The sequence below is a fragment of the Streptomyces sp. NPDC005151 genome, from assembly GCF_053599875.1.
The window spans coordinates 91097-111267 of record NZ_JBSFYR010000009.1 but is presented as its reverse complement, the minus strand read 5'-3'; the positions used below and the strand labels follow the sequence as shown (position 1 = coordinate 111267).

The window sequence follows — 20171 nt, the reverse complement described above, 5'->3', positions numbered from 1 at the left end:
GGCGCCCCGTCAGACGATCGGGTCATGGACGGTGACGAGCTTGGTGCCGTCCGGGAAGGTGGCCTCGACCTGGACATCGTGCACCATCTCGGGGATCCCGTCCATGACGTCGTCGCGGGTGAGCACCTTCCGCCCGGACACCATCAGCTCCGAGACCGTACGGCCGTCACGGGCACCCTCCAGCAGATGCGCAGTGATCAGCGCGACCGCCTCGGGGTGATTGAGCCGAAGTCCACGCGCCCGGCGCTTCTCCGCCACATCGGCAGCCACATGAATGAGCAGGCGTTCCTGCTCATGCGGGGTCAGTTGCAACGTGTCCACCTCACAGTCTTCCGCCCAGTCCGGTTCTGGGCGCAGCGAGACATTAACCGCACAACAGACTGTTGAACGCAGAACCGCTGCCTCACGGCGAGGTATTGCAGGCTAGGGCGCAAGTTTTTCCGGCGCGTTAACTGCTCTTTTCCAGATCCATGGACATCAGCCCGCGCAGGCCGTCCTCCAGCACCTCGGGCGCGGCGTCCCCGAACATCGCCGGCTGCGCGATGAACCCATGGGCGGTGGCGATCAGCGTGCGGGCCACATGGTCGGACGGCACATCGGCAGCGCCGCGGGCGGCGCTGCACCGACGCTCGCCGTCTGGGTGGCCCTGGGACTGACGGCCGTTCTCGCCGGAGGCCGGCGCCGGGCACCTGCGGCGGTCCCGGCACCCAGCACGCCGGAGCCGGCCCTGGCGGGCTGAGCCCCACCGTCACGGCCGCCGTGCACCCCCGCCGCAGCGGACAGGGGTGCACGGCTTTTGCCTGCAGGGGCGGTCAGTTGCCCGTGTCGCGCTGTCCCCGGTGTTCCGCCGCGATGCCGAAGCGTCGCCGTTCGCCCGGAGCGGACACCGCGGAGCCGATCGAGGAGACCGAGCTGATCACCTGCTCCTCCGCGACGGCCGCGTCGTTCTCAAGTCGCTCCAGGTCAGCGGCCGAGACGAGCGCCACGAGCGGCTTTCCGTGCCGCGTCACCACGACCCGCTCGCCGCCGTAGACGACGCGGTTGATCAGTTCGGCGAGTTCAGCTCGTGCTTGCGTCACCGGAATCTCGTAGGCCATAGTCCCCATCATAACCTTCTGTACGTCCTGTACATTTTTTACGGATGCCCCCGCAGGCCGCGTACAGACACCGGAGGAGAGGCCTCGCCATGTTCCGCCCTGCCGCCCGTTACGTCCTGCCCGAGTTCACCGAGCGCACGACCGACGGGACCCGCACCCTCGACCCGTACTCCAAGCTGCTCGCCGAGCGCATCGTCTTCCTCGGCACCCCGGTCGACGACACCGCCGCCAACGACCTGATCGCGCAGTTCATGCATCTGGAGCACGCCGCGCCCGACCGGCCGATCTCCCTCTACATCAACTCCCCCGGCGGCTCGTTCGGCGCCATGTCCGCCATCTACGACACGATGGACTACCTCACCTGCGAGGTGGAGACGTTCTGCCTCGGCCAGGCCGGCTCCAGCGCGGCGGTCCTGCTCGCCGCGGGCGCTCCCGGCCGGCGGCACGCCCTGCCCGGGGCCAGGGTCGTCGTCCAGCAGCCCGAGCTCCCGGAGCCGGTGCAGGGCCAGCCGTCCGATCTGGAGATCGAGGCGCGGGAACTGGTCCGCGTCCGCGAGCTGCTCACCCGCATGTTGGCCCGTCACACCGGCCGCAGCGCCGAGCGGATCGCCGCCGACTTCGAGCGCGACCTCATCCTCGACGCCGCCGGAGCCAAGGCGTACGGGCTGGTGGACCACGTCCTGGAGAACCGCAGGACGTCGCTCCCGCCGAACAGCGCGAGGTGAACCACCGATGCAGCCACCCCACCTCCCACCACTGCCCGCACTGACGTGCGCCGAGGCCGAGTTCATCGACTGCTACCTGGAAGCGCTCGACCAGCTGGGCCGGATCAACCCCGCCCGCGGCAGCGACACCTACGGTGCGCTGCGCGCGGCCCAGGCACTCGCCTCGCGGGCGGGCGCCCTGCGGGACGCGCTCACATTGATGCACGAGCGGGGGGAAGCACAGATCCACGCCGCCACGTTGGCGCGGGCATTGCGCGTGTTGGACGGGGAACGGCGGGCCGGACGGGTCACCGTGCCCCCTGCCCCGATGAGTTGATCATCTCTCCGTCGGCGACACGCCCGGCATGCTGATCGAGTTTTCTCGCTCGTCCGGCGCAAGGAATCCCCCGCGAGAGGGAAGTCTCGACTTGCGCCGCAGGCGTGGACGGTGAGCGAAATATGCCGTTCCACCGCTGGTACGGGACTGGTCGAGGCAGCCCAACGAGTACCCAAATCCTCCCTTGCCCACCCAAATAGACCATTGATGGCGAATCTCGTATATCGCTGTTTTTCTCCGGAAATCCGGCAGCCGGTGAGTCAAGATCCGTGGGACGACAAGCCCCCGCCACCACGGCGAGGCGGTCCGGGCGGACGCCGAGTCCTGCCGCCGCCCGGATGACTGGTCGACAGAAGTGGATCGGCAGGAGTGGAGGACCCGAGCGCAACGGGTCGACCGGGCATCCGGATCGACCCTCGGGGTGAAGCCGCATCTTGCGGCCGGGCAACTTCGCCAGCCCGAACCCGACAGGTCATCCTTCACAGGCGGCTGACGAAGGGTTGCGCATGACTGCGCAGGTTCATGTCCCGTTTCTGATCACCCGGGCCGGTACGGCCACGGTTCTGACGCTCGCCGCCGTCGGCGGCTCCATGATCGTCCCCGGCGCCGTGACCGACGCCCAGGCCGCGACGCAGTCAACGAAGGCGCTCAGGATCGCCGCGTCGAAGAAGGGATCGCCGTACCGGTACGGGGCCACCGGCCCCCACCGTTTCGACTGTTCCGGGCTGACGCTGTACGCGTTCAAGAAGGTGGGCAAGAAGCTCCCACGCACGGCCCAGCAGCAGTACAACAAGACCCGTCACGTCTCGGCGTCGAAACGCAAACGCGGCGATCTGGTCTTCTTCCACTCGGGGCGCAGCGTCTACCACGTGGGCATCTACGCCGGCAGGGGGAAGATCTGGCACTCCCCGAAGACCGGTTCCGTCGTGCGGCTGGAGAAGATCTGGACGAGGAGCGTCTGGTACGGACGAGTTCGCTGATCCCTCCGATTCTCCTCCGGCCCCCCATTCACCACGCGCTTCAGTGCACCAGGGGTCCAGTCACCAGAACCAGCCCCGGCGCGGTGAGCGCCGCGCCGCTGCCACCCTCGATGGCGCGGGCGGCACGCGGCAAGGCGCAGCCACCGTCCCAGGCGGTCCACCAGGAGTGCCACGGACGGAAACCAGATCAGCGCGAGCAGCACGACGACGGTGGCCGGCAGCAGGGTCCTGGGGGTCGGGTGAGGTCGATCTGGCGCTGACCCATGCGTACGAGCCGGGGCCCGCGGCGCCGTTGCCGTCCGGGGTGTGCGTGGAGCCGCTGCTGGTCGAGGAGCTGGTGCTGATCACTGCGGTCGGCCAGGTGCTGTCCGAGGGCACGGGACGGCTGCCGGTGACGGAGCTGGCCGGCCGGCCGCTGATCAGCAGCGCACCGGCCCATCCGCCCCGCCGCGGGGTGGAGAACGCCCTGGCCGAGGCGGGGGCGACGCCCGCGGTGGTCTGCGAGTCGCCCGGCTATGCCCTGGTGTGCGCCCTGGTCAGCGCGGGAATCGGGATGGCAGTGGTGCCGGAGATGGTCGCAGCGATGTCGCCGACTCCGCTGTCCGTGCGCCGACTGGAACCCGCGGCGTTCCGGCGGACGATCTCGGTGGTGCACCACGGCGAGCGCGCGAGCGGAGCGGCGGCGACGCTGTGCGCACTGCTGCGCGGCGGCTTCGGGCGGGCGACGTCGGCGCAGTGACGTGCGGCGCCCGCTCGGGCAGTCAGGTCTGGGCGGGTACGGTCCACGGGAGCGCGATCCAGACAGTCTTGCCGCCCTCGGTGGTGGGCGTGACCGTGAACCGTCCGCCGCACTCCTTGGCCAGACAGCGGATGATCACCATGCCGCGTCCGTAGTCCTGCTGCACGGCGGCGGGCAGGCGCCGGGGCCCGCGGGGGGTGGCTGTCCGTCACTCCGAGGTGCAGCCGTTCCTCCCGCCCCAGCCGGAGGTCCACGGTGAAGGTGGGCGACTGGCCGAAGGTGTGCTGGACGGCGTTGGTCACGAGTTCCGAGACGATGAGCCGGATGGTGTCGGCGGTCTCGGTGTCGTCGGGCAGTCCCCAGTCGGCGAGCACCCGCGCCACGAATCTCCGGGCTGCGGGGACCGAGACCGGCTCGCCCACGGGGACCACCGGTCCCTCTCGTCCGATTGCTCATCGCCGTCGGCTCCGGCCGAGGACTGGTCACCGGTCATCGCCGGGTGCGGTTGGTCATCCGTATCCGAAAATCCGCGCGATGAAGAACGCGGCAAAGATGACCGATCCCAGCAGAATGAGTCCTGCCCATAGGGCGGGGTGTTCCCAGATGCCTCCGTCCGGGCGTTCCTGGTGGGCTTCACTGATGGAGCCCTCGGCAGGTGGTGTCTCCCCTGGGGGATTCAGTGATATAGCCATGCCTCCACCTTCTCTCGGCCGCATCCCTACCGGCAGGGCCGGGGCAGCCGGGCCACCGCCCGTACCCCGATCCTCACGCCGGACCAAGCCCTTCGCACCTGGGCCAGCCGGATGCGCTCACCGGCACCCCGGGCCACCCTTGGAGTTATGGCAACGCCACCGATCACCATCCACGCACCCACCCCGTCCGGCGCCCGCCCCGTCATCGTGCACATCAACAATCGTGACGAACGGCTCGGACTCGCTCACAGCGATCACGACCTCATCGTGTTCCTCGCCGACGCCGGACTGAAAGACCCGAAACGGATCCTCGACAACCCGGCCGTGGTCCAGTGGCAGGGAGCCGCAGCGCACAGATACGAAACTGCGTAATGCGCGGCGCGCACGAGCAGCCGAGCGGGCGCACCCTGAATGCATGATGAGCGCCCCGATAGTCGTGCATCGCTCTGCACCGTCCGGTGGCCGGGCGGTCACCATCAACGGAGAGATGGTCGGCCACGCCCACGATGACCGCGACCTCGTCGAATTCCTCCGGCGAGCTGGGATCTATGACGCCGAGCATTGCCTCGACGACCCGCAATGGGTCGAATGGCGCGGCGGCCCCGCTCATCTGTACGAAGCAGCATAAGAACTCGTCTCATATGGTGAGCCTGCGGTAGCAGATGAGGGCGCAAGCGATGCTGGTGAAGACCAGGAAGTGCTCGGCTTTGCGTTCGTAGCGGCGGTGGCGGCGGCGGCGGCAGCAGCCGGCGAGCCAGGCCATGGTGCGTTCGATGGTCCAGCGGTGTCGGCCCAAACGCTTGGACGACTCGATGCCCCTCCGGGCGATGCGGTGGGTGATCCCGCGTGAGCGGAGCCAACGTCGCAGGTGGTCGTAGTCGTAGCCCTTGTCTGCGTGCAGCTTGGCGGGGCGGCGTCGGCGTGGTCCGCTGCGGGAGGGTGCCGAGCCCATGGCGGGAGCAGGCAGCTGGATCGGCAGGTTGTACGTGAAGGCTCCCGAGCCGGTGGAAACCGACCAGGAACCGGAGGCAGCGAGTGAGGAGGCCCGGTAGTCGCCCTGGTCGGAGGAGGAACCGGTGGCAAGCGCGTAGACGCTGGCTCCGCTGGTCGTGCCCAGCTGAGTGGACAGACCGGAGTCCGTACTGCCGGCGCCGGGGTCTGCCGCGGATGTGTCGGCGACGGCGGTGACGTTCGCCGTCAGCGTGCCCGTCTTGACGTCGTTGTCGCTCGGAACAACCTCACGCGCCGAGCAGCCCTCCGCCTCTGGCGTGGTCAGCGCACAGGCGGGGAGCTTCACCAGCATCAGACGCTGCGCGAAATCACCGCCGTAGGCGTACTGGAAGCCTGAGTAGTCGATCCCGAGCTGGACCTGGCCCGGGGATGCCGACGGCGACGGCGTTGCCGAAGACGACGCTGTATCGGACGGAGTCGGTATGACGGTTCCGGGATCGCCCGGCGCTGCCGTCGACAGGTCGATGCGCGCCTGAGCTGCAGCCGGCCACTTCGGTTCCGGAAGCGGCTTGCCCGCCTCCTCCGCCGGTGCGGGTCCGGGCGAGCAGGTCGATCGCGGCCAGGGACAGCTCCAGCCAGGCCGCGTTCACCGGGAAGTGGCGGGAGGGGAAGCGGCCGAGGCCGGTGTCCTTGCCGCAGCGGATGTGGTCCTCGACGGTGGCGTGTCCGCGGTGGCGGACCTCCAGATACTGGATGGATCCACCGCCGTCGTAGCCGGTGTCGGTGAGGAACACCTGGTGGCGCATGCCTTCGTCCTGGTCGAAGAGGGAAAGCTGGGCGCCGGGATGAGGGCGTTCACGACGCGGAATCATGCGGGTGCCATCCGGGTAGCCGGCGAGATCGACCAGGCCGGTCAGTTCAACGACCTGTGACGGGCTGCCCGCCGGTCAGCTGGACTCATTGGTGGAGGTGCGGCTCGTGCGGCAGGGGGTGCTGCGGACGGATCCGCCGTTGCGGCTGACCGCGGTGCTCGACGAGTGATGCGGCGCGAGGTCGGCGGACGCCGGGTGATGCGAGACCAGCTGCGTCATTTGCATGGCTGTCCCAACCGCCCCATGTACAGGTGAAGTTGCTGCCGTTCCCGGTCGGCGGGTACATCGGCATCACCGGACCGTTCGCTTCCGGTCTGAACGACGGTCCGGTCGGCTGACCGGTCAGGTCAGGTCAGTGGCGCGGTCCGCAGGACGGTCGCCACCGCGGTCGCGATCTGCGCCTCCGTCAGGTCGGCCCGTGCGGTGAGCCGCAGCCGCGAGATGCCGTCCGGGACCGACGGCGGGCGGAAGCAGCCCACCGCGATCCCGGCCGCGCGGCAGTCGGCCGCCCAGCGCACCGCCGCGTCCGGCGAAGGTGCCCGGACCGAGACGACTGCGGCGTCGGGGCGTACGGCGGTCAGCCCCTCCGCGGTCAGCCGTTCGTACAGTGCAGTGGCGACCGTACGGGCCATGCCCGCGCGTGCCGGCTCGCGGCGCAGGAGGCGCAGGCTCGCGAGAGCCGCGCCGGTCGCGGCCGGTGCGAGCCCGGTATCGAAGATGAAAGTGCGGGCCGCGTTGACCAGATGGTCGATCACCCGGGCCGGCCCGAGGACCGCTCCGCCCTGACTGCCCAGGGACTTGGAGAGAGTCAGGGTGGTGACGATCCCGTCACCACCCGCGAGACCGGCGGCGGCGAGGGCGCCGCGCCCGCCCTCCCCGAGCACGCCCAGACCATGCGCGTCGTCGACGAGCAGCGCGGCGCCCTCCGTACGGCAGACGCCGGCCAGTTCCGGCAGCGGCGCGGCGTCTCCGTCGACGGAGAAGACCGAGTCGGTGACGGCCAGGGCGCGGCCGCCGTGCGCGCGCAGTTCCTTGGCGACGGCTTCGGGATCGGCGTGGGGTACGACGGCGGTGTCCGCCCGGGAGAGGCGGCAACCGTCCACGATGGAGGCGTGATTGCCCGCGTCGGAGACGATCAGGGAGCCACGGCCGGTGAGGGCGGTGAGCGCGGCAAGATTGGCCGCGTAGCCGGAGGAGAGGACGAGGGCCGCTTCGAAACCGCAGAATTCGGCGAGTTCGCGTTCGAGGTCGGCGTGCAGCGCGGTGGAACCGGTGACCAGCCGGGAGCCGGTGGCGCCCGCACCCCACCGGTGCGCGGCCTCGGCGGCGGCCGCGGTCACCTCGGGGTGCCGGGTGAGGCCCAGGTAGTCGTTGCTCGCGAGGTCCAGCAGTTCCGGCTCGGCTGGCCGGGGGCGCAGGGTACGGACGAGCCCGGCGTCCGCACGGCGGCGCGCCTCGTCATCGATCCAGTCGAACGGGGCGAAGGACATGTCGGCGGTCCCTTTTGTAGGCAGCTCACAGACCCTAGCCGCGGGCGTGGCCCGCCATGCTGTGGCAATACACACACGCTCTGTGGGCTCTATTGTCCGGTTCCTCCTTGGCTGCGGGCGATGCCGTAAGCCAGGATCATGACCATGGACCTCCTGAACACGTTGGTGGACAAGGGGCTGCGGCGCGAGCTGCCGACCCGCGAAGAAGCGCTCGCCGTGCTGGCGACCTCGGACGACGACCTGCTCGAAGTGGTGGCCGCGGCCGGGAAGGTGCGCCGCCAGTGGTTCGGCCGGCGGGTGAAACTGAACTATCTGGTCAATCTCAAGTCCGGGCTCTGCCCCGAGGACTGCTCGTACTGCTCGCAGCGGCTCGGCTCGAAGGCCGAGATCCTCAAGTACACCTGGCTGAAACCGGACGAGGCGTCGAAGGCCGCCGCTGCCGGGGTGGCGGGCGGCGCGAAGCGTGTCTGTCTGGTGGCGAGCGGCCGCGGTCCGACGGACCGTGACGTCGACCGGGTGTCGCAGACGATCGAGACCATCAAGGAGCAGAACGAGGGCGTCGAGGTGTGCGCCTGCCTCGGTCTGCTCTCCGCCGGGCAGGCCGACCGGCTGCGTTCTGCGGGCGCCGACGCGTACAACCACAACCTCAATACGTCCGAGGGGACGTACGGGGACATCACCACCACCCACACCTATGCGGACCGGGTGGAGACCGTCCAGCAGGCGCAGGCCGCGGGACTCTCGGCGTGCTCCGGGCTGATCGCCGGGATGGGTGAGAGCGACGCGGATCTGGTCGACGTCGTCTTCTCGCTGCGCGAGCTGGACCCGGACTCGGTTCCGGTGAACTTCCTGATCCCGTTCGAGGGGACGCCGCTCGCCAAGGAGTGGAACCTCACCCCGCAGCGCTGTCTGCGCATTCTGGCGATGGTCCGGTTCGTCTGCCCAGATGTCGAGGTCCGGCTCGCGGGCGGCCGCGAAGTACATCTGCGCTCGATGCAGCCGCTCGCCCTGCACCTGGTCAACTCGATCTTCCTCGGCGACTACCTGACCAGTGAGGGCCAGGCGGGACAGGCGGATCTGGACATGATCGCGGACGCCGGTTTCGAGGTGGAGGGCGCGGGTACGACGACGCTGCCCCGGCACCGTACGGACGCGGCGGCCGAGGCGGAGACCGGTGGCGGCTGCGGCTCGCACGCGGGGGGCTGTGCGCCCTGCGGTGACGTGGCCGACGAACCGGGGGACGCCGAGGCCGGGGTGCCGGGCGCGCGAACGGATCTGGTGGCGGTCCGCCGTCGTGGCGCGGGAACGGATCTCGCACCCAATGCCTGAGCCCCTCTCCCCGGCCGAACTGCGGACCCTGGACCGGGACCACGTCTGGCATCCGTACGGCCCGATGCCGGGCCGGCAGGAGCCGCTGGTGGTGGAGTCCGCGTCCGGAGTACGTCTCCGGCTCGCCGAACCGGCCTACGGGCAGAGCGAGTTGGTCGACGGTATGTCGTCCTGGTGGTCGGCGGTGCACGGCTACAACCACCCGGTGCTCAACGAGGCGGCGCGTGGCCAGCTGGACCGGATGAGCCATGTGATGTTCGGCGGGCTCACCCATGAGCCCGCCGTGCGGCTGGCCGCCAGGCTGGTCGAGATCACACCGGAGCCGCTGCGCCATGTCTTCCTCGCCGACTCGGGTTCGGTGTCGGTCGAGGTCGCGGTGAAGATGTGTCTGCAGTACTGGAACTCGACCGGAAAGCCCGCCAAACAGCGGCTGCTGACCTGGCGCGGCGGCTACCACGGGGACACCTGGCAGCCGATGTCGGTCTGCGACCCCGAGGGCGGCATGCATGAGCTGTGGTCGGGGGTGCTGCCCCGGCAGGTCTTCGCCGACGAGCCGCCGGGCGGTTTCGACGAGGAACCGGATGAGACGTACGTACAGCATCTTCGGGAGCTGATCGCGCAGCATGCCGATGAGCTGGCCGCGGTGATCGTGGAGCCGGTGGTGCAGGGTGCGGGCGGGATGCGGTTCCACTCCCCCGGCTATCTGCGGGTGCTGCGCGAGGCGTGCGACTCCCATGACGTGCTGTTGGTGTTCGACGAGATCGCGACCGGTTTCGGGCGTACGGGGAAACTGTTCGCCGCCGGGCATGCCGGGGTCTCCCCCGACGTGATGTGCGTCGGCAAGGCGCTGACCGGCGGCTATCTGACGATGGCGGCAACCCTCTGCACCTCACGGGTGGCGGACGGTATCTCGCGCGGCAAGGTCCCGGTGCTTGCGCACGGGCCGACCTTCATGGGCAATCCGCTGGCCGCATCGGTGGCCCTCGCCTCAATCGATCTGCTGCTCGGCCAGGACTGGGAGCAGGAGGTCAAGCGCCTGGAAGCGGGGTTGCTGGGGGGCCTGGCCGGGGCCCGTGCGATCGCAGGTGTACGGGATGTACGCGTTCTGGGCGCCATCGGCGTCGTACAGCTCGATCACGACGTTGACATGGCGGCCGCCACCGAGGCAGCGGTCCGTGAGGGCGTGTGGCTGCGCCCGTTCCGGGACCTGATCTACACGATGCCGCCGTATGTGACGGGCGGCGACGATCTGGCGCGAATCTGCCGTGCGGTGTGCGCGGCGGCGCGGGAGGGCTGAGATGTCGGTACTGATGGTGAGCGGTACGGGTACGGAGATCGGCAAGACGGTCGTCACGGCGGCCGTGGCCGCGGTGGCGGTCGCCGCCGGGCGTTCGGTGGCCGTGCTCAAGCCTGCCCAGACGGGGGTTGCGCCGGGCGAGCCGGGCGATGTCTTCGAGGTGCGCAGGCTTGCCGGCGAGGCGGTGACCGGCCTCGAACTGGCCCGGTTCCCCGAGCCGTTGGCGCCGGACACCGCCGCGCGACGGGCGGGCCTGGCGCCCGTGCGCCCGGAACAGATCGCGGAGGCGGCCGAGAAGCTCGCCACCGACCACGATCTGGTGCTGGTCGAGGGCGCGGGAGGGCTGCTCGTACGGTTCGACGACGAAGGCGCCACGCTCGCGGACGCGGCGCGGCTGCTCGGCGCTCCGGTCCTGGTCGTGGCACCCGCCGGGCTCGGCACGCTCAATTCCACCGCGCTGACCTCGGAGGTGCTGCGGGCGCGCGGGCTGGAGTGCCTGGGCGTGGTCGTGGGCAGCATGCCCGCCGAACCGGATCTGGCCGCGCGCTGCAATCTCGACGATCTGCCGGTGGCGGCGGGCGCGCCGCTGCTGGGCAGCGTACCGGCGGGCGCAGGCGCCCTCGCACCCGCCGAATTCCGTGCCCGGGCGGCGAGTTGGCTGACCGCGGAGTTGGGCGGAAACCGGACCGCCGACTGAGCGGCTGAGAGCCTGTCGGGCGACCTTCGATCGGAAAGCGGACGCGGTCTGGTGCGTGCGATTCCAAGGCGCTGGAAGGCCCTCGGATGGGGTCTCCCCTGCTCGAACGAAGCTGAGAGCTTGGGGAAGGAGCTACTAGGGCGTTTCGGCAACGCGGGAAGCGTGCGTGCCAGGGCGTGGCCGCCCGATCAGAGGCCACCCGACAGGCTCTGAGTGGCCCAAGACGGGGCAGAATCAAAGTAGCCGTACTTTGCCGGCCGGGTTTCTCACGTCGGGCAGCTCCGGTCGGGCGGCCCCGCCCGACCGAGCCGTCCGGTGCAGCCGGTCCTGTCGAGGAGGTCCGCCATGCATCTGCGGAGCACGAAGATCCCGAAGGACGCGGTGCACCACCCGGTCTTCGCCCGGTTCTACGCCCGCATGAGTGTGGCGGCGGAGACCAGGGCCGGGATGGCAGCCATTCGCTCGGAACTGCTCGCCGGCCTGTCCGGACGCATCATCGAGATCGGTGTGGGCAACGGTCTGAACTTCGCCCACTATCCGCCCGCCGTCTCCGAAGTGGTGGGGATCGAACCCGAGCGCAGCCTGCGGCAGTTGGCGGTACGGTCCGCGCTGCGTGCCGGTATTCCGGTGGATGTCGTGCCGGGTGCCGCGGAGGCACTGCCGGTGAAGAGCGAGGCCTTCGACGGGGCCGTCGCGTCACTGGTGCTGTGCACCGTACGGAATGTCGAGCGGTCGCTCGCGGAGATCGAGCGGGTGCTGCGTCCCGGCGGGGAGCTGCGCTTCTTCGAGCATGTGCGGGCCGATGACAGCGCCATGGCGACGGTGCAGCGGGCACTGGACCGCACGGTGTGGCCGCTGCTGGGCGGCGGGTGTCATACGGCGCGGGACACGCTCACCGCGATCGAGGAGGCCGGGTTCGTGGTGGAGACGTACCGCAAGGTGAAGATGCCAGACCGGGGGATCCGGCTCCCCACTTCAGCGTGCGTGCTGGGCGTGGCCCGCCGGACGACCGTGGTGGACGCCTCCTGAGGCGTGCGGGCCTGTCTTTCGGATGAGGTCCTAGTCGTCCTGCTCCAGCCGGTCCGCGAACGCCCGCAGCGCGTCGGCGAGGTCCTTCTTCGTGGGCAGCTCGTCGATCTTCTTGTCGAGCTCGTCGATCCGCTTCTCCAGGTCGTCGAGGCTCGCCGGTTCGCTGGGTACGGGGCTGTCGGTGGGATCCGGGCCGACAGTGGGGTCCGGGGCTCCGGTCGGGCTCGGCGCATCGCTCGGGCTGGGGTCGACACCGCCCGAACCGCTCACGCTGCCGCCATCGGAGCCGCCGCCGTCCGTGCCGCCGCCAACGGTGCCGCCGCCGACCTCGCCCGTGCCGGGGTCGGGCTCGGACGTCGCGGTGGGGACAGGGGTCGGATCGGCCGAGCCGTCGCCCGGCGCGCCGACGGCGATCGCTCCGCCGACTCCGAGCGCCAGGGCCGCCGCCGCGCCCATGACCGCGACCGTCATCCGTCTCGCTCGCATGTTCCGTATGTGCGTCATGCGCCGGACGTTAACGATGATTCACGACGGAAGGTGGTATTCCAGGAATCTTATACAAAAGGATTCACAGACTCCACTGACGCAGTTCGTCGGCGATGGCCCGGACGTCGGCCTTGCCCTCCTTGACCAGCCGGGCCAGGTCGCGCACCTGCTCGGGCGACGTGATGACCTTCAGCCCGGAGGCGACGAGGTAGCCGTACGCGACGGCCGACCCAAACATCGCGTTGGAGTGTTCGAGCGCGGGGACGTGGAGGAGCAACTGCAGGAGCGCGGCAGCCCTGGAGTGCGGATCGCTGTAGACGGGGCTGCCGAAGATCTCCGCCTCATGACGCGCGACCGCGGCGACGAGCGCACCCCAGTCGACGACCTGCGGGTCACCGGGCGTCTTGTGCTCGGCGACCATGAGCAGCCAGGAAAGGTCGATCCTGAGGTTCAACGGTTACCTTTGCGCTCCGGGCCGAACTCCTCGGCGAACACCGACTCGTACTGCTTCATGAAGTCGGCAGCGGCTTCGACAAAGGTGTGTCCGACTTCGCCCGCATCCTGTTTGACGAGCTCCTCTATGTAGCGGTTCACGCTCATCCCCCTCTGCAGCGCGCGCTGCCGCGCGGCCTCGGCGGTGGCCTCGTCCACTCGTACGTTCAGCTGAGTCTTGGGCACACCACCAAGCTAGCGCGGGATTGCTAGCACCGGCAAGGGGAGCGATTCGGCGTACGGATTCGGCTCTCCCTTGGCAGAGTAGGTGGACCGTCCATCGAATGCCCCGAGGCAAGGAGAGTTCATGGCGAGGCTGTTTCGATTCGGAGTAACCATGCTGACGCCGACCGGTGGGCACGAGTGGCGCGCCCGATGCCGCCGCGCGGAGGAACTCGGCGCGACGACACCCGGCTGCCGAGGTCCGCGCAGAAGCCCCGGCCGCCGTTGCTGATCGGCGGGACCGGGGCCCGGGTCCTGCGGCTGGCGGCACGGTTTGCTGAGATCGTCGCGTTCACCGGGGCCGTCGGCGACCGGAACGGCACGCTCACGCCCCTCACCGCCGAGCAGCTCGACGGGCGCGTCGCCGCCCACCGGCGATTCGCCGCAGGACGGGAGAGCCCAGCCGAACTGAATCTGCTGATCCAGCACGTCCGGGCCACCCACGACCGTCGTGCGGCCGTGCGCGAAGTGCTGCCGAAGACACCTCACCTCGACGACGACCAGGCGCTGGCCCTGCCGCTGTTCACGATGGGCACGGTCCGGCAGATGGCCGAACAGCTCAGAGAAGAGCGGGAGCGCTACGGCTTCCCCTACCTGACGGTGCTGGAGCCGAACATGGAGGCGTTCGCCCCGGTCCTCCAGGAACTCGCGGGGAGCTGACCGCATGGCGGAATTCGTTCGACGGTGCGGCGGACCCGGTGATGGGGTACGGGCATGAATGATCTCGCAATCCGCGCAGCAGCACCGGCCGACCTCGACGCCGTCCTCGCCTTCTGGAAAGTGGAGGCGGAAGGCACCAGCATCAGCGACGACCGGGACGGCATCGAACGGCTGGTCGCCCGCGACCCCGGAGCCCTCATCCTCGCGGAACGTTCCGGCGAGCTCGCCGGAACCGTGATCGCAGGCTTCGACGGCTGGCGGTGCCACCTCTATCGGCTCGCGGTCCATCCGGACCAGCGGCGGCAGGGCGTCGGCCGGGCGCTGCTGACGGCGGCGGAGGAACGATTCGTACAGCTGGGCGGACGGCGTGGCGATGCAATGGTGCTGAACCGCAACGAGCTCGCGCACCACGCCTGGCACGCGGCGGGATATGCGCCCGAGCCGCAGTGGAGCCGTTGGGTGAAGCACCTCAAGGACTGAGACCGGGGGCTGGGACACTCACGGAGATCACCCGCACGCGGCGCAATTTTGCCCGTCCTTTACCATGGATGTTCATAAGCACCGCCCCCTTCCGAAAGGTGTGAGCGTCCGCCCATGGGCGAGCCTCCCAGTAGCCGACATCGCCGACGCCAGGCGAGCCTCCTGCCCCTGCCCGATCATGGGACGGAGGTGAACCCATGACCGAAGTGCTTCTGCTGCTCGTGGCGATCCTGCTCTCGCTCGCCTGCGGTGCCTTCGTCGCCGCCGAGTTCTCTCTGACCACGGTCGAGCGCGGTCAGCTCGAACGGGCCGTGGAGCGGGGTGAACGGGGCGCGGCGAGCGCCATGAAGGCGGTGCGCAGTCTCACCTTCCAGCTCTCCGGCGCACAGCTCGGCATCACCGTCACCAATCTGGTCGTCGGCATGCTCTCCGAACCGTCGATCGCGAAGCTGATCCGCGGTCCGATGGAGGCCATCGGCCTCTCCCCGAGCGTCTCGTCCTCGCTGGCGCTGGTACTCGGAACGGCACTGTCCACGGTCTTCCTGATGGTCGTCGGCGAACTCGTCCCGAAGAACTGGGCGATCTCCTCGCCGCTCGCCATGGCGAAGGCCGTGGCCACCCCCCAGCGTGCCTTCACCGCGATCTTCCGGCCCTTCATCAGCCACCTCAACAACACGGCCAACCGGATCGTGCGCCGCTTCGGTCTCGAACCGGCCGAGGAGCTGGCCTCCGCCCGCAGCCCGCAGGAGCTGGTGGCGCTCGCCCGCCACTCGGCCAAGGCGGGCGCGCTGGAGGCGGACACCGCGGAGCTGTTCGTGCGCACCCTCAATCTGGCCGAACTGACCGCGGAGAACGTGATGACCCCGCGGGTGCAGGTCACCGCGCTGGAGGTGCAGGCGACCGCGGAGGACGTCGCCAATGCCACCCGGGCGACCGGACTGTCCCGCTTCCCCGTCTACCGGGGCAGCCTCGACACCGTCGTCGGTGTCGCGCACATCAAGGACGTCCTGGCGATCCCGGCCGAGGAGAGGCACCGCAAGCGCGTGTCGGAGATTTTGCGCGAGCCCCTGCTCGTACCGGAGAGCCTCACGGTGGACCGGCTGCTCGACAGGTTGTCCAGCAAGTTCCCGATGGCCGTCGTCATCGACGAGTACGGCGGCACGGCCGGTGTCGTGACGCTGGAGGACATCGTCGAGGAGGTCGTCGGCGAGGTGCGCGACGAACACGACCCGCACGAGACGCCGGACCTCGCACCGGCCGGTGAGGACGCCGACGGGCGCACCCTGTGGTCGGCCGACGGCGCCGCCCGCATGGACCAGTTGCGGACGATCGGACTGCGGGTGCCGGACGGACCGTACGAGACGCTCGCCGGACTGATCGCCACGGAAGTCGGCCGGATCCCTGTCGTCGGTGACTCCATCGAGCTGGCCGGCTGGCGGCTCGACGTCGTGGACGCCTCCGGGCGCCGCGCCGCACGGGCGCTGCTGCACGCACCGCTGCCCGGCTCCGACGACGAGACGGAGGACGGACGATGACTGCCGTCCAGCTCTTCATCGGTCTGTTGACCCTGGTCGTCAACGCATTCTTCGTCGGCGCGGAGTTCGCGCTGATCTCCGTGCGCCGCAGCCAGATCGAGCCCCAGGCGGAGGCCGGGAACCGGCGTGCGCGAAGCGTCATCTGGGGCCTGGAACATGTGTCGGCGCTCCTCGCGGCGGCGCAGCTCGGCATCACGCTCTGCACGCTGGTCCTCGGTATCGTCGCCGAACCGGCCATCGCGCATCTGCTGGAGCCGGTCTTCGACGTCGTGGGTGTGCCGCACGGACTGGTCCATCCGATCTCGTTCGTGATCGCACTGTCCTTGGCAACGTATCTGCACATGCTGCTCGGCGAGATGGTCCCGAAGAACGTCGCCCTGGCCGAGCCGGTACGGACCGTGCTGTTGCTCGGTCCGCCGCTGGTCACCCTCGCCAGGGCGCTGCGCCCGGTGATCTTCACGGTCAACACCTTCGCCAACACCCTGCTGAAGCTGCTGCGGGTGGAGACGAAGGACGAGGTGTCCTCGACGTTCTCCGACGACGAGCTGGCCCGGCTGGTGCAGGACGCCGGCGCCGCCGGCCTGGTCGACGACCGCGCCGCCGAGCGGCTGCACCACGCACTGGAGCTGGGCCGTCGCCCGGTACGGGATGTCGTGCTGCCGGTCGAGCAGGTGGTCCACGCCAGGGTCGGGACGACGCCCGAGGAGCTGGAACGGCTCTCGGCCGAGACCGGATTCTCACGCTTCCCGGTGATGGACAGCGAGCAGCGGATCCTGGGGTACCTCCATGTGAAGGACGCCCTCGACGCCGCGCCGCGTGATGTGCCGTTCCCAGTCACGGCGATGCGGCCGATCGCCCGGGTGCGGGCGGCGACGCCCCTCGACGACGTACTGACCGCGATGCGCCGCAGTCGTACGCATCTGGCGGCCGTGCTCGACGAGGACGACAGGCTCGCCGGCATGGTCACGATGGAGGATGTGCTGCGCGAGCTGGTCGGACGGCCGCAGGCACGCTGACGGACGGACCGGGGGTACGCGGCCGGGGTTCGCGACAGCGCTCACGGGCGTGGCCCCGCGACGAGGGCGCGAGCGGCGGGGCCACGTGGCGGGGGCCGCGCCACGTGGCCGGCCGGGGGGCCGGGACAGGCTGACGGACCCCGGCAGTCTCCACCGCACTCTGATCATTCGCCCTGGCCGTAGGGCTCCTCACGCTCGCTCCCGGCCTGTTGCCGACCGGGCTGCACACCGCGCTCGGCCTCGTCCGGTCGGCCCTGCTGATCGCCTTCGCGCAGGTCCTGTGCGGCCGGCCCTCAGCGACTGCCCCCGCCACCGGACGCGGGGGGCGGCGCCCGGAAGGGGCCGGACCCCACCGCTATACGATCGCATGGCCATGGAAATGAATGCCTCCTACACCAGTCTTGTCGCGGTCGGCGACTCATTCACCGAGGGCATGTCGGACCTGCTGCCCGACGGCTCGTACCGCGGCTGGGCCGATGTCCTCGCGGGCCGGCTTGCCGCCCGCACCCCCGGGTTCCGGTACGCGAATCTCGCCGTACGCGGGAAGCTGATCCGCCAGATCGTGGCCGAGCAGGTCGACGCGGCCGCCGCCATGCAGGCGGACGTCGTCACGCTGGTCGGCGGTCTCAACGACACCCTGCGGCCCAAGTGCGACATGGGCATGGTGCGCGGTCAGCTGGAAGAAGCCGTGGAACGCCTCGCGCCGTCGTGCAAGAAGCTCGTGCTGATGCGCAGCCCCGGCCGCAACGGACCGGTCATGGAGCGCTTCCGCCCCCGCATGGAGGAGCTGTTCTCCCTGGTCGACGAGTTGGCGGACCGCCACGGTGCGCTGGTCGTCGATCTGTACGGGGCACCGGCACTCGGCGATCCCCGGCTGTGGGACGTCGACCGGCTGCATCTGACGGCCGAGGGACACCGCAGGGTCGCCGAGGCAGTCTGGCAGACGCTCGGACTGCCTCGGGAGCACGACTGGCAGACGCCGCTCCCCACCGCGGCGCCCCCGCGGTGGGCGATACGGCGCGTCGACGACCTCCGCTTCGCGCGGCAGCATCTGGCGCCGTGGATAGGGCGGCGTCTGACCGGCCGGTCGTCCGGGGACGGACGGACCGGCGCCCAGTTCAGCGCCGAGCTGGGGAAGGCATTCTGGGTCACCCCTGAGGACGCCCTCGCCCCGGGCCCGGTCGCGACGTGGCGCCGTGTGGACGGCGCCCGCTAGTTCGGATCGGGGCGGCTACCCGTCACGGCGGCCGTACGGTCAACCGTCCGGCACTGACAACCGGGCGTCGAGGGCTGCCGCGTGCTCAAATGGGCGATGCGTCAGGCGTGGCAGCTGCTGCAGCTGTCGGCCGAGAGGTGCGGGCTCCTTCGCCAGTCCGGGGGCGACGCCCACGAGGCGGTCCGCGCGGCCTGCCGCTGCTCCGCGGACTCCCGGTTGGAGGCGTACTCGCCTCGGGTGAGCGAGTCCAGGACCGCCTCCCACGCCGTGAGGTCCTGGGGGAAGATCCGGGTCCGCTGCGTCCCACGTCGGATATTCGTCGGCAGTAGGCGGCGAATCTCCGACTCAGGTCACTCAGTGCCGTCCGGTTCGAAGCGGTCCTGACCGAAGCCCAGCCATGACAGCGTGGTTGTGCCCCACCGGGGGTGAACTCCCCGTCCAGGGCCTGTTTCAGCGTGCGGTGGAGTCGCTCTGGGCGCCGTTCCGGGCGCCCTTCACCGATTCCGAGGTCTGCCCAGGGTCCGGTACCTCCGACTTCCCCTTGTCGGTCCGGTCCTTCTCCTCCGATGTCTGGGGACCGAGAAGCCCGTCGCAGTAGCCCGGCACCGCCGATGCACCACCGGCCGCAGCCTCCAGGCGGTCGAAGGCCGTAGCGTCCGCGGCCTTTCCCTTGCCCTGAACCAGGCGGTACGAACGGCAGTGCGCCTCGTCCTCCTGCGCCTGGTCCGGGTGGCCGGCGGAGCGACCGGCACCCGGCGGATCCGTCGGCCCCTGTTGTGTACGGCCTGCGGCGGGAGTCGGCGCACCTGACTGGGGGCTGCCGGGCGCATCGGGTGCGGTGGAGGCACTCCTCGCGGGGTGTGCGGGACGCGTCCGGTCGCGCCCATCGTCATCGAACGGCGTCGGCATCGCACCCGAACCCGCGGCCACCGCGACCCCGCCGAGCGTCGCCGCGGCCGCGAAGCCGGCGATCATCGCCCGCGCCGAGCGCACGAAGCGCAGCCGCTCGACCGGTCGCCAGTCGTCGCGTCTGCGACGCCGCAGCGGCGACACCGGTGCGAGTGCCCCCTCGTCGCGCGCCGCCCGGAAGGCATCGAGCGCCCGCTGCTCGGCTACGGGGCCGGCCTCACCGGAACGTTGCACGGCTGCCAGCAGAGCGGCCACTTCGGGGGATACCGGCGCATCGGTCGCCCGTGGCGATTCATCTCTCATGTCTCATCTCTCAGCGTGCGGCGTGACGCAGACGTCACACTGCCCGACCCTGCTGAGCCCAGATGCTCGGCCAGTCTCTTCAGTCCACGGTAGGCGGAGGTGCGGACGGCGCCCGCACGCTTGCCGAGCACCCGCGCCGTCGCGGGACCGTCGAGGCCGACGACGACACGCAGCAGAACGGCTTCCGCCTGCTCCCGCGGCAACCCGCGGATGAGTGCGAGCGCCTGCTGGGTGGAGAGCGTCTCCAGGGCGGAACCGGCGGTGTCCTGGCTGTCCGGCAGTTCGAGGATGTCCTGCTCCAGAAGCGCGGTGCGCGGCCGCCGTCGCTGCTTGCGCAAGTGGTCCAGCGCCCGGTGCCGGGCGATCGTCGCGGTCCAGCCACGAAACCCCGCCCCATCCCCACGGAACCGTCCGAGGTCACGGGATATCTCCAGCCAGGCGTCGGAAGCCACGTCCTCGCCGTCATCGCCGACCAGTCCCCGCACGTAGCCGAGCAGCCCGGGATGGACGAGCCGGTACGCCACGGCGAAGGCTTCCTCGTCACCTTGCTGAGCCCGCTCCACCGCGACACCGAGCTCGGCGTCGCCCATCTCCCCGCGGCGCTGTTCCCCGCCTTTGGCCACACTTTCCTCTTCGTA

Annotated in this window: 23 protein-coding genes, 7 pseudogenes and 1 riboswitch; of the genes and pseudogenes, 16 read left to right on the top strand and 14 right to left on the bottom strand. The window is 70.2% G+C overall.

Annotation, left to right across the window (positions count from 1 at the left end; all coding sequences use genetic code 11):
- Positions 1–9: 9 nt before the first annotated feature.
- From ACWD6R_RS08040 to ACWD6R_RS08030, 3 genes and pseudogenes are all read right to left on the bottom strand, one after another.
- Entirely contained in the window at positions 10–312 is a 303-nt protein-coding gene (locus ACWD6R_RS08040) for an urease subunit gamma (protein WP_451817950.1), read from the bottom strand.
- 136 nt (positions 313–448) lie between these two features.
- Positions 449–604: pseudogene (locus ACWD6R_RS08035) on the bottom strand (TetR/AcrR family transcriptional regulator); the annotation flags it as partial.
- 208 nt (positions 605–812) lie between these two features.
- Positions 813–1097, bottom strand: a complete 285-nt coding sequence (locus tag ACWD6R_RS08030; protein ID WP_451817912.1) for a type II toxin-antitoxin system Phd/YefM family antitoxin — start codon at positions 1095–1097, stop codon at positions 813–815.
- 89 nt (positions 1098–1186) lie between these two features.
- Between ACWD6R_RS08030 and ACWD6R_RS08025 the strand changes: the two genes are divergently transcribed.
- From ACWD6R_RS08025 to ACWD6R_RS08015, 3 genes are all read left to right on the top strand, one after another.
- Positions 1187–1822, top strand: a complete 636-nt coding sequence (locus ACWD6R_RS08025) for an ATP-dependent Clp protease proteolytic subunit (protein ID WP_451817911.1) — start codon at positions 1187–1189, stop codon at positions 1820–1822.
- Between the two features lie 7 nt (positions 1823–1829).
- Complete coding sequence (locus ACWD6R_RS08020) at positions 1830–2138, top strand: hypothetical protein (protein ID WP_451817910.1); 309 nt, start codon at positions 1830–1832, stop codon at positions 2136–2138.
- Positions 2139–2475: 337 nt separating this feature from the next.
- A riboswitch (cyclic di-AMP (ydaO/yuaA leader) is annotated at positions 2476–2641 on the top strand.
- A gap of 3 nt (positions 2642–2644) precedes the next feature.
- Positions 2645–3118, top strand: coding sequence for a C40 family peptidase (locus tag ACWD6R_RS08015; protein ID WP_451817909.1), 474 nt, complete (start codon positions 2645–2647; stop codon positions 3116–3118).
- Positions 3119–3158: 40 nt separating this feature from the next.
- Here ACWD6R_RS08015 and ACWD6R_RS08010 read toward each other — a convergent pair.
- Positions 3159–3372: pseudogene (locus ACWD6R_RS08010) on the bottom strand (LysE family translocator); the annotation flags it as partial.
- Here ACWD6R_RS08010 and ACWD6R_RS08005 point away from each other — a divergent pair.
- A pseudogene (locus ACWD6R_RS08005) lies at positions 3354–3857 on the top strand (LysR family transcriptional regulator substrate-binding protein); the annotation flags it as partial. The pseudogenes ACWD6R_RS08010 and ACWD6R_RS08005 overlap by 19 nt on opposite strands.
- A 173-nt stretch (positions 3858–4030) precedes the next feature.
- Here the strand turns inward: ACWD6R_RS08005 and ACWD6R_RS08000 are convergent.
- Together ACWD6R_RS08000 and ACWD6R_RS07995 are read right to left on the bottom strand one after the other, a co-directional pair.
- A pseudogene (locus ACWD6R_RS08000) lies at positions 4031–4231 on the bottom strand (ATP-binding protein); the annotation flags it as partial.
- A gap of 135 nt (positions 4232–4366) precedes the next feature.
- Positions 4367–4549, bottom strand: a complete 183-nt coding sequence (locus ACWD6R_RS07995; RefSeq protein WP_345515775.1) for a DUF6480 family protein — start codon at positions 4547–4549, stop codon at positions 4367–4369.
- A gap of 147 nt (positions 4550–4696) precedes the next feature.
- Here ACWD6R_RS07995 and ACWD6R_RS07990 point away from each other — a divergent pair, with 147 nt between their 5' ends.
- Together ACWD6R_RS07990 and ACWD6R_RS07985 are read left to right on the top strand one after the other, a co-directional pair.
- Positions 4697–4921, top strand: coding sequence for a hypothetical protein (locus ACWD6R_RS07990; protein WP_451817908.1), 225 nt, complete (start codon positions 4697–4699; stop codon positions 4919–4921).
- Positions 4922–4967: 46 nt separating this feature from the next.
- Positions 4968–5177: a hypothetical protein gene (locus ACWD6R_RS07985; RefSeq protein ID WP_451817949.1), complete on the top strand. Its 210-nt coding sequence runs from the start codon at positions 4968–4970 to the stop codon at positions 5175–5177.
- Positions 5178–5186: 9 nt separating this feature from the next.
- Here the strand turns inward: ACWD6R_RS07985 and ACWD6R_RS07980 are convergent.
- Together ACWD6R_RS07980 and ACWD6R_RS07975 are read right to left on the bottom strand one after the other, a co-directional pair.
- A pseudogene (locus ACWD6R_RS07980) lies at positions 5187–5498 on the bottom strand (transposase); the annotation flags it as partial.
- 592 nt (positions 5499–6090) lie between these two features.
- Positions 6091–6432: pseudogene (locus ACWD6R_RS07975) on the bottom strand (IS1380 family transposase); the annotation flags it as partial.
- Here ACWD6R_RS07975 and ACWD6R_RS07970 point away from each other — a divergent pair.
- A pseudogene (locus ACWD6R_RS07970) lies at positions 6428–6677 on the top strand (Scr1 family TA system antitoxin-like transcriptional regulator); the annotation flags it as partial. The pseudogenes ACWD6R_RS07975 and ACWD6R_RS07970 overlap by 5 nt on opposite strands.
- Before the next feature lie 42 nt (positions 6678–6719).
- Here the strand turns inward: ACWD6R_RS07970 and ACWD6R_RS07965 are convergent.
- Entirely contained in the window at positions 6720–7862 is a 1143-nt protein-coding gene (locus ACWD6R_RS07965; protein ID WP_451817907.1) for an 8-amino-7-oxononanoate synthase, read from the bottom strand.
- A 144-nt stretch (positions 7863–8006) separates the two neighbouring features.
- Here ACWD6R_RS07965 and bioB point away from each other — a divergent pair, with 144 nt between their 5' ends.
- From bioB to ACWD6R_RS07945, 4 genes are all read left to right on the top strand, one after another.
- Positions 8007–9191, top strand: coding sequence for a biotin synthase BioB (bioB, locus tag ACWD6R_RS07960; RefSeq protein WP_451817948.1), 1185 nt, complete (start codon positions 8007–8009; stop codon positions 9189–9191).
- On the top strand, positions 9184–10488 hold the full coding sequence (locus ACWD6R_RS07955) for an adenosylmethionine--8-amino-7-oxononanoate transaminase (RefSeq protein ID WP_451817906.1): 1305 nt from the start codon (positions 9184–9186) through the stop codon (positions 10486–10488). Before bioB ends, ACWD6R_RS07955 begins: the two co-directional genes overlap by 8 nt.
- Position 10489: 1 nt before the next feature.
- Positions 10490–11185, top strand: a complete 696-nt coding sequence (gene bioD, locus ACWD6R_RS07950) for a dethiobiotin synthase (protein ID WP_451817905.1) — start codon at positions 10490–10492, stop codon at positions 11183–11185.
- Between the two features lie 345 nt (positions 11186–11530).
- Positions 11531–12214, top strand: a complete 684-nt coding sequence (locus tag ACWD6R_RS07945; RefSeq protein ID WP_451817904.1) for a class I SAM-dependent methyltransferase — start codon at positions 11531–11533, stop codon at positions 12212–12214.
- Between the two features lie 30 nt (positions 12215–12244).
- On the opposite strand, the gene ACWD6R_RS07940 is transcribed toward ACWD6R_RS07945, so the two are convergent.
- The 3 genes from ACWD6R_RS07940 to ACWD6R_RS07930 form a co-directional block, all read right to left on the bottom strand.
- Positions 12245–12718: a hypothetical protein gene (locus ACWD6R_RS07940; RefSeq protein WP_451817903.1), complete on the bottom strand. Its 474-nt coding sequence runs from the start codon at positions 12716–12718 to the stop codon at positions 12245–12247.
- Positions 12719–12782: 64 nt separating this feature from the next.
- Complete coding sequence (locus tag ACWD6R_RS07935) at positions 12783–13154, bottom strand: fic family toxin-antitoxin system, toxin component (protein WP_366695697.1); 372 nt, start codon at positions 13152–13154, stop codon at positions 12783–12785.
- A complete protein-coding gene (locus tag ACWD6R_RS07930) occupies positions 13151–13378 on the bottom strand; it encodes a hypothetical protein (protein WP_024493431.1) in 228 nt (75 codons plus the stop codon). The genes ACWD6R_RS07935 and ACWD6R_RS07930 overlap by 4 nt, the downstream gene beginning before the upstream one ends.
- Positions 13379–13567: 189 nt before the next feature.
- Here ACWD6R_RS07930 and ACWD6R_RS07925 point away from each other — a divergent pair, with 189 nt between their 5' ends.
- The 5 genes from ACWD6R_RS07925 to ACWD6R_RS07905 all read left to right on the top strand — a co-directional run bounded on the left by ACWD6R_RS07925 (position 13568) and on the right by ACWD6R_RS07905 (position 18321).
- Entirely contained in the window at positions 13568–14074 is a 507-nt protein-coding gene (locus ACWD6R_RS07925; protein WP_451817902.1) for a hypothetical protein, read from the top strand.
- 54 nt (positions 14075–14128) lie between these two features.
- Positions 14129–14554, top strand: a complete 426-nt coding sequence (locus ACWD6R_RS07920; protein ID WP_451817901.1) for a GNAT family N-acetyltransferase — start codon at positions 14129–14131, stop codon at positions 14552–14554.
- A gap of 197 nt (positions 14555–14751) precedes the next feature.
- Positions 14752–16089: a hemolysin family protein gene (locus tag ACWD6R_RS07915; protein ID WP_451817900.1), complete on the top strand. Its 1338-nt coding sequence runs from the start codon at positions 14752–14754 to the stop codon at positions 16087–16089.
- Complete coding sequence (locus ACWD6R_RS07910) at positions 16086–17105, top strand: hemolysin family protein (protein WP_451817899.1); 1020 nt, start codon at positions 16086–16088, stop codon at positions 17103–17105. The genes ACWD6R_RS07915 and ACWD6R_RS07910 overlap by 4 nt, the downstream gene beginning before the upstream one ends.
- A gap of 373 nt (positions 17106–17478) precedes the next feature.
- Entirely contained in the window at positions 17479–18321 is an 843-nt protein-coding gene (locus ACWD6R_RS07905) for an SGNH/GDSL hydrolase family protein (protein WP_451817898.1), read from the top strand.
- Positions 18322–18771: 450 nt separating this feature from the next.
- Here ACWD6R_RS07905 and ACWD6R_RS07900 read toward each other — a convergent pair whose 3' ends face one another.
- Positions 18772–19533, bottom strand: a complete 762-nt coding sequence (locus tag ACWD6R_RS07900) for a hypothetical protein (protein ID WP_451817897.1) — start codon at positions 19531–19533, stop codon at positions 18772–18774.
- Positions 19530–20156, bottom strand: coding sequence for an RNA polymerase sigma factor (locus ACWD6R_RS07895; protein ID WP_451817896.1), 627 nt, complete (start codon positions 20154–20156; stop codon positions 19530–19532). The genes ACWD6R_RS07900 and ACWD6R_RS07895 overlap by 4 nt, the downstream gene beginning before the upstream one ends.
- Between the last annotated feature and the right edge of the window lie 15 nt (positions 20157–20171).